Raw genomic sequence first — 7,517 nt, 5'->3', positions numbered from 1 at the left:
ATTGGCCCGTTGGTCAAGCGGTTAAGACACCGCCCTTTCACGGCGGTAACACGGGTTCGAATCCCGTACGGGTCATTAAAAGTTGTCAATACACCGGAGAATTAGCTCAGCTGGGAGAGCGTCTGCCTTACAAGCAGGATGTCGGGGGTTCGAACCCCTCATTCTCCATAAGTAGTTTCTTAAAGCTACTAGGGTCCCGTGGTGTAGGGGTTATCACGCCTGCCTGTCACGCAGGAGATCGCGGGTTCAATTCCCGTCGGGACCGTACAACTTTTAAAAAAAGGTCCAATAGCTCAGTTGGTAGAGCACTTGATTGAAGCTCAAGGTGTCGGCAGTTCGACTCTGTCTTGGACCACTCTGGTGGGATAGCGAAGTGGCTAAACGCGGCGGACTGTAAATCCGCTCCTTCGGGTTCATAGGTTCGAATCCTATTCCCACCATTACAATCTTTTTAAAGGTTGTCAGGGATTTAATTGAATAGGGACATAGTTTAACGGTAGAACTACGGTCTCCAAAACCGTCAATGTGGGTTCGATTCCTACTGTCCCTGTTTTATCCATTTTAATATGGCGGATGTGGCGAAGTGGTTAACGCATCGGATTGTGGCTCCGACACTCGGGGGTTCGATTCCCCTCATTCGCCCTTATTATTGGGGTATCGCCAAGTGGTAAGGCAACAGACTTTGACTCTGTTATGCGTTGGTTCGAATCCAGCTACCCCAGTTTTATATTTTAAAGTATGGCGGTATAGCCAAGTGGTAAGGCATGGGTCTGCAAAACCTTGATCGCCGGTTCAAATCCGACTACCGCCTTTCTTTGCCTTCATACGATATGCCGACGTGGCGGAATTGGCAGACGCGTTGGACTCAAAATCCAATGTCCTTTACCGGACGTGTGGGTTCGACCCCCACCGTCGGCATTATAAGCTCAAATAAGAGCGTCAAAGAAAATTTAGAACATCCTAGAAATATTGTTAAATCAATGTTTCTAGGATGTTCTTTATTTTAGGAAAAGCAAAAAGAATCAAAGAATATCATTTTATTTTACTAGTCAAAAAGCTTTTCTTTGTCTTCTAAAAGATGATAAAATATAACTGAATTTAAAAAAGGAGCTATTAGACGTGAAAACACCCAAAAAAACACCGAGTGTGAGCTCGGCTTTAAGAAAAGATACCCTCAAAGTTCCTGATGTGATTCGTGACGCTTCTGGTATCCGGATCTATGGGCGTCGCTTAAAATCCTTTCTCTTTTCAACGGATGTTGCGACAATTTGCTATAGCAATGCGGATGCCATCCTGGCTGTTTATCCGCAAACGCCGCATCCATCTATTGTCTCAGCCATCTCAACTGTCAGCACAGCCCCAGTCTTTGCAGGCGTTGGTGGCGGCTTAACTAGCGGTAAGCGCAGCGCAGATATTGCTTTATTTGCAGAAGCGGAGGGCGTTATGGGTGTCGTTGTTAATGCCCCAATGCCAGTTGAAACCATCGAGATGATTGAAAGAACCATTGATTCTCCCATCATCGCGACGATTGTGTCTGCCTACAATGATATCGATGCCCGTCTCAAAGCAGGTGTGGATATTCTTAATGTTGCGAGTGGCAAGGATACCCCTAACTTGGTAGCCTGGATCCGTGAACGCTATCCTGATGTTCCCATCATTGCGACAGGGGGGAGGACTGATGACAGCATTCGCGAAGTCATTGCGGCGGGGGCCAATGCCATTTCTTGGACGCCACCTACGACAGGTGAGCTCTTCAAAAAGAAGATGGATGTCTACCGCAAGGAAAGACGGGAAGAATTTATTGAAAGTCATGATGGGATGACTCTTAATGAGTATGAGCAGCACTTAGAAGACCAAGATTAGGATTTTTTGCGAAAGGCGAACCAGTAAATGGAGAGGCCAGCACTGAGGAAAATGATAAGAAACATCAGGTAAACCAGTAGACGAACACCCAGGCTGGGTTGGAGGCTGAGGATATATAGACCTGAAAAAACAGCAGTAACCATTAATATAATACTGGATAGAATGAGTAGAAATTCTTGAAATTTGGACTGTGGAGGCATGGAAACTTCCTTTCTATAGCTTTTCTTTCATGATGACCTTTATTGTTAGGAAAGGCAAGCTAAAAGTTTAAAAAATTATTCAGAAGGTCTAATATGTTTTACAAAGCCCACTAAATCGTGTATTCTATAAAGTGTAGAAATAACTGAAAGTTTATTCATGAGGACATCCTTAAAAGGAGGTCCTTTATTTATCGAAGAAAATGGAGGGAAATATATGTCTAGGCAGAATGAGTCTTCGAAGGGACTAGTGTGGGGACTAGTTATCGCCCTTGTGGCTGTATTGGGACTATATGGTGGGGGAGCTTACTATTATAGTCAGCATTTTCTTCCCCGTACCCAGGTTTCCGCTACGAAGGTTTCAAATATGAACTTAGAAGAAGCGGATAAAAAAGTTTCAGAAAAAATTGCGGGTCAAACCATTGATGTGAAAGAAGGGGACAAGGAAGTTGCCCAACTCCCAATCGATAGTTTGGGACTGCCGATTGAAAGCCAAACCGCACTGAAAAAAATGCTCGATGAACAAAATCAATGGGCTTGGCCGCTCGCCTTCTTTACAGACCGTCAACTTCAAGGTAAGTATGTTGATGGAGACTTGGATGGGGCAACTATTGATAAGATTATGAACCAATTAGGGATTGATAATTCCCAACGTAAAGAATCCGAAAATGCTCGCTTGGAGAATTCTTCAGACCAAGGTTTCACAGTTGTTGACTCGGTCCAAGGGAATCAAATTTCAGCAGATGCCTTGCAAGATTTGTTCAATAAGAATATCGATAACGGCAATTACCAGGTTAACTTAGCAGATGCCTATATCCAGCCAACTCTTAAGGAAGATGACCCAAGCTTGCAATCTAAGATCAAAAAACTCGATGATATTAAGGGTTCAAAATTGGTCCTTAAAGTTGATGGTAAGGAACACCAGATTCCTGAAGAAGAAATTGCTAGCTGGTTGTATATTGATGACCAAGGTGAACCCGCTGTTGATATGGACCAGGTTAACGTTTATCTCCAAGGCTTAAACCAAGAAATTTCTGGTCTTTTAACTTCTCATGACTTCCAATCCACCATGGCCGGCGTCGTGACGGTTCAGCCAGGAACTTATGGCTGGTATATCGACCGCTCCAAAGCAGCTGATGAAGTTGCCCAAGCAGCCTTAAAAGGTAAAGATACTGTCATTGAACCATCTATTGCTGGGTCCGGTTACGGCCAAGATAACTTCTTTGGTCAGGACTATGTGGAAGTCGATATGATTAACCAAAAGATGTTCATCTATCTCAATGGCGAATTGCAATTGAGCACGGATATTGTATCTGGACACGACATGACCCCAACTAATCCAGGGGCTTTCGCAGTGAACAACATGCAGTCACCATCAGTCCTCCGCGGCTACGATCCAAAGACAGGCAACAAGTATGCCTCTCCCGTTTCCTACTGGGTACCCTTTGACTATGTCGGCCAAGGCATCCACGACGCCAACTGGCAACCCGTCTTCGGCGGCGGCTGGTACCACCAAAACGGTTCAAACGGCTGCATCAACGTCCAACCCTCCGTCATGCCAACCGTCTACTCCCTCGTCCACGTCGGCATGCCAGTCGTAGTATTTAATTAAGGGTGTGAGGGAGCGCGGTTAGCTTCCTTTCACTGGAGCAAGTCACCAGAGCAGACTTTAGGACTGCGACGGAGACTTGTGAAGTGACAAGGAAGCTGCGCAACCGAACCCAACTAGACAACACACAAGAAAAGCCAACTCAAGGGGGTTGGCTTTTTTTAATGGAATTTTTTGGGTATAATGGAAGCAGAATAAGCAAGTGAAGAAGCTACGAAGGAGGCCCTTATGAAGATTAATTTACTTGAAAATTTAAAAGTTGACGACACTTATATCGAAGAACTCGCTCAAAAGCTGAAAGAAGCGGGGCATGACTTTACTTATTATAAAGACCGGACCACGGATCCAGATGAACTCCTTGCCCGCAGCCAGGACGCTGATATTGTCATTATCGGCAACACCCCTTATCCAGCAGAAGTGATTGAGCAATTAGACCAAACCCAGTTGATTGATGTGGCCTTTACGGGTGTGGACCATGTCGACCAAGAGGCAGCAGCTAACAAGGGAATTGCCATTTGTAATGCCTCTGGCTATGCCAACCAGGCTGTTGCGGAATTGTCTCTTGGTCTTGCCTTATCGCTCTTCCGCCAGCTGCCAGCCAGTAACCAGGATGCCCGCAAAACGACTGATTTTCCAGGTCCTATCCAAGGACGGGAAATTAGCCAAGCTAAGGTAGGTATTATTGGGACGGGGGCTATTGGTCTAGCAACAGCTAAGCTCTACCATGCTCTGGGGGCTGAGCTGGTTGGTTATAACCGTTCAGAGAAAGAAGAAGCCGAGGCTTTGGGCATGTCTTATGCTAGCCTAGAGGAAGTCATGGCGGAATCCGATATTATTTCCATCCACCTGCCAGCTACTCCTGAAACAGAGGGCCTCATCTCTAAAGAAATGATCAGTAAAATGAAGAAAGAGGCCATCCTGATCAATGTGGCAAGAGGCCCGATCGTAGATAGTCAAGCACTGGCAGACGCGCTAAATGAAGGAGCCATTGCCGGGGCAGGCATTGATGTTTTCGACCAGGAACCACCCCTTAATGAAGATGAGCCCTTGTTGTCAGCGAAGAATACCATCCTAACTCCCCATATCGGCTATTTGACCGATGAAGCCATGGTCCTCCGGGCGAACACGGCTTTTGAGAATGCCTTAGCCTTTGCGGAAGGACAGCCACAGAATGTAATAAAATAAGAAAAAGAATGCGCAAAAAAAGAGGCTGGAGCTTGTATTCCAGCCTCTTTGTAATTTTTTGTAAAGAACCGAGATTAATGCCCGTCATTAAAGCGAACTTGGTTGTTTTCAAGGGAAGCGATGCGGGCAGCAGAATAGACTTCGTAGCCATGGTCTAGGATGCGTTGGCGGCCATTTTGGAAAGATTTTTCGATACAGATAGCGACACCGGCGACATCTGCTCCTGCTTGTTCAGCAATGGAGATCAAGCCCATAGCTGCTTCGCCATTAGCGAGGAAGTCGTCCACAACAAGGACCTTATCATCTGCATTGAGGAATTGTTTGGAGACAATAATATTGCTGTCCGTGTTTTTCGTATAACTATGGACTAATTCGGTATAGACTTCTTGGTTTTGTAGGGTAGAAGGTTCTTTTTTCTTAGCAAAGAGCATCGGTACATCAAACTTCTGGGCCACAAAGATAGCGGGTGCAATACCGGAGGCTTCAATGGTTAGGATCTTAGTGATGCCTGCGCTCTTGAAGTGTTGGTAGAAGTCATTGGCGATGCTGTACATGATGTGCGGATCAATTTGATGGTTTAAGAAGGAATCAACCTTCAAGACATTATTCGGAAAAACCTCGCCATCATCAATAATTCGTTGCTGTAAAATATTCACTTTCAGAACTCCCCTCATAGATAATTTATTGAATCGATTGCCTGTATGGACATTAAGTGTTACTCTACCATAGCACAAAGCCCCCCTAAAAAGGTAAAAAAATCGATCTTTTATCAAATTGCCTCAATTTTTTAGTGAATTCTCATGAAAATCAGACCTGGGTTAGATTGCAAAATATAGGGAATCCATTATAATTGTAAAGATCAGCAAGCTCATTTAGAAGGGAGGAGGACAAATGGCAATGGATTGGCAAGTTGAAACCGAAAAAATTCGCCGGCTGGCTTTAGATGAAATCGGCATGAACCTTGTCGGCTTTACCACTGCCGATGATTTTACCCATATTCGCCAGTCCCTAATAGAAGCTAAGGAAGAAGGGCGGACCACGGGCTTTGAACACCCAGTGATTGAGGAACGCCTCTACCCTAAAGCTTTGATGGAAGGGGCTGCTTCGATTATTAGTTTTGCTATGGCCTATCCCAATAAGCCCCTCTACCCTAAGGAACATAGCCGCGGTGAACGGCGGGGGCAATTTGCTCGCGCTAGTTGGGGGGAAGACTATCACAGTATCCTCCACCGGGCGGCTAGCGATTTGGTCCAGCGTTTAGAAGGGCTTTATCCTGATATCGAGACTAAAACCATGGTCGATACGGGAGAGCTGCCTGATGTCGCGGTTGCTCAGAGGGCAGGCATTGGTTTTATCGGCCACAATGGTCTGATCATTAATGAAAAATTTGGCTCTTTTATCTACTTGGGTGAAATTATTACTAATCTGCCCTTAGTTCCAGATACGCCCAAGGTCAATGCTTGTGGGGACTGCACACGGTGTTTGGACTTCTGTCCGACAGGGGCCTTGATCGGGGACGGCAAGATGAATGCCAAGGTCTGTGTTTCCTACCTCACCCAGACCAAGGGCTATATTCCCCAAGAATTCAGGCGTCAAGTGGGCCATCAAATCTATGGCTGCGACATCTGCCAGCAGGTTTGTCCTTACAATCAAGATGTGGACAGCCACTATCATGGGGCCATGGAACCCGAGCGCGAAGAAGTGGAGCCTTTGCTTCAACCCATGCTGACCATGTCCAACCGGGAATTTAAGGACAAGTTTGGCCACCTAGCAGGTGCTTGGCGGGGGAAGAAACCTCTCCAGCGCAATGCCATCCTCGCCTTGGCCAATTACCGGGACCGGTCGTCGATTCCACTCTTACTGGAATTGATTGAGAAAGACCCCCGCCCCATGATCCGAGGAACAGCCGCCTATGCGGTCAGCATCATCGAGCGGCATTTTAACCCAGAACTGCTGAGCTTCATGGAAGAGAGGCTGGAGGCTGAGCAGGCTGAGCCGGCCCCCGACCAAGAGACAGTGGTTGAATTCAGCCAAGCCGTTGAAAGGCTCAAAAAGAAAAGAAATAAAAGACAAAGGAAGCGATCAAGATGACCAACCATATTGTATTATATGAACCCCTGATTCCACCAAATACTGGCAATATTGCCCGGACCTGTGCTGCGACTGACACCCACCTGCATCTCATCGAACCCCTGGGCTTTTCCTTGGATGACAAGCACCTCAAGCGGGCCGGTCTGGACTATTGGCACAGTGTGGATGTGACCTTGCACAAGGATTTAGACCATTTTATGGCTTATTTAGGAGATCGCAAGCTCTACTTAATCACTAAGTTTGCCCACCATACCTATACAGAAGTTGACTACCGCCAGCAAGCGGATGAGGACCTCTTCTTGATGTTTGGTAAGGAAACAACAGGCCTTCCTGAAGACTTCATGCGCGACCATGAGGCTCAATGTTTACGCCTGCCCATGGATGATACCCATGTTCGTGCCCTGAACCTGTCGAATTGTGCCGCCATTGTGATCTACGAAGTGCTCCGCCAGCAAGACTTCAACCAGCTGGAGAAGAGCCACCATTACGACCATGATAAGCTGGACTAGGAGGATAAGTTTCGTTTAAGTTCCCCCAGCAGAAATTGCAATTCCAAGCCCAACATGGGAGAA

At 46.4% G+C, this 7,517-nt stretch carries 6 protein-coding genes and 10 tRNA genes; 15 read left to right on the top strand and 1 reads right to left on the bottom strand.

The features are described 5' to 3' along the window. Window positions 1-3 precede the first annotated feature (3 nt). The 13 genes from QP860_RS08150 to QP860_RS08090 all read left to right on the top strand — a co-directional run bounded on the left by QP860_RS08150 (window position 4) and on the right by QP860_RS08090 (window position 4,854). Window positions 4-75 (top strand) — tRNA-Glu (locus QP860_RS08150). 20 nt (window positions 76-95) lie between these two features. Continuing rightward, a tRNA-Val gene (locus QP860_RS08145) sits at window positions 96-168 on the top strand. Between the two features lie 24 nt (window positions 169-192). Next, window positions 193-265, top strand: a tRNA-Asp gene (locus tag QP860_RS08140). 17 nt (window positions 266-282) lie between these two features. After that, window positions 283-355, top strand: a tRNA-Phe gene (locus QP860_RS08135). Window positions 356-359: 4 nt separating this feature from the next. Continuing rightward, window positions 360-440, top strand: a tRNA-Tyr gene (locus tag QP860_RS08130). Between the two features lie 39 nt (window positions 441-479). Continuing rightward, window positions 480-550 (top strand) — tRNA-Trp (locus QP860_RS08125). Window positions 551-569: 19 nt separating this feature from the next. Beyond that, window positions 570-642 (top strand) — tRNA-His (locus QP860_RS08120). Between the two features lie 8 nt (window positions 643-650). Then, a tRNA-Gln gene (locus QP860_RS08115) sits at window positions 651-722 on the top strand. 18 nt (window positions 723-740) lie between these two features. Beyond that, window positions 741-811, top strand: a tRNA-Cys gene (locus QP860_RS08110). Between the two features lie 21 nt (window positions 812-832). Then, window positions 833-918: transfer RNA gene (locus tag QP860_RS08105), tRNA-Leu, on the top strand. Between the two features lie 201 nt (window positions 919-1,119). Further along, window positions 1,120-1,863, top strand: a complete 744-nt coding sequence (locus tag QP860_RS08100; protein WP_070620067.1) for a beta/alpha barrel domain-containing protein — start codon at window positions 1,120-1,122, stop codon at window positions 1,861-1,863. Window positions 1,864-2,277: 414 nt separating this feature from the next. Next, entirely contained in the window at window positions 2,278-3,672 is a 1,395-nt protein-coding gene (locus QP860_RS08095) for a L,D-transpeptidase family protein (RefSeq protein WP_070620065.1), read from the top strand. Window positions 3,673-3,897: 225 nt separating this feature from the next. Beyond that, on the top strand, window positions 3,898-4,854 hold the full coding sequence (locus QP860_RS08090) for an NAD(P)-dependent oxidoreductase (RefSeq protein WP_284912539.1): 957 nt from the start codon (window positions 3,898-3,900) through the stop codon (window positions 4,852-4,854). A gap of 74 nt (window positions 4,855-4,928) precedes the next feature. Here QP860_RS08090 and QP860_RS08085 read toward each other — a convergent pair whose 3' ends face one another. Then, window positions 4,929-5,510 carry a xanthine phosphoribosyltransferase gene (locus QP860_RS08085; protein WP_067975167.1) on the bottom strand — a complete coding sequence of 194 codons (582 nt, stop codon included), beginning with the start codon at window positions 5,508-5,510 and terminating at the stop codon, window positions 4,929-4,931. A 235-nt stretch (window positions 5,511-5,745) separates the two neighbouring features. On the opposite strand from QP860_RS08085, the gene queG reads away from it, so the two are divergent. Then, window positions 5,746-6,945: a tRNA epoxyqueuosine(34) reductase QueG gene (gene queG / locus QP860_RS08080; protein WP_083294413.1), complete on the top strand. Its 1,200-nt coding sequence runs from the start codon at window positions 5,746-5,748 to the stop codon at window positions 6,943-6,945. After that, entirely contained in the window at window positions 6,942-7,454 is a 513-nt protein-coding gene (gene trmL, locus QP860_RS08075) for a tRNA (uridine(34)/cytosine(34)/5-carboxymethylaminomethyluridine(34)-2'-O)-methyltransferase TrmL (protein WP_070620055.1), read from the top strand. Before queG ends, trmL begins: the two co-directional genes overlap by 4 nt. The last annotated feature ends 63 nt before the right edge of the window (window positions 7,455-7,517 follow it).

This window comes from Aerococcus sp. UMB1112A, assembly GCF_030230715.1.
In the GTDB taxonomy this organism is placed as follows: domain Bacteria; phylum Bacillota; class Bacilli; order Lactobacillales; family Aerococcaceae; genus Aerococcus.
The sequence above is the reverse complement of the archived record's forward strand: the minus strand, read 5'-3'. Positions and strand labels throughout refer to the sequence as shown.

Bases quoted from the DNA above. Each gene is read 5' to 3' on its own strand.
- trmL (WP_070620055.1), top strand. From the start codon at position 6,942: ATGACCAACCATATTGTATTATATGAACCCCTGATTCCACCAAATACT.
- QP860_RS08090 (WP_284912539.1), top strand. From the start codon at position 3,898: ATGAAGATTAATTTACTTGAAAATTTAAAAGTTGACGACACTTATATC.
- QP860_RS08095 (WP_070620065.1), top strand. From the start codon at position 2,278: ATGTCTAGGCAGAATGAGTCTTCGAAGGGACTAGTGTGGGGACTAGTT.
- queG (WP_083294413.1), top strand. From the start codon at position 5,746: ATGGCAATGGATTGGCAAGTTGAAACCGAAAAAATTCGCCGGCTGGCT.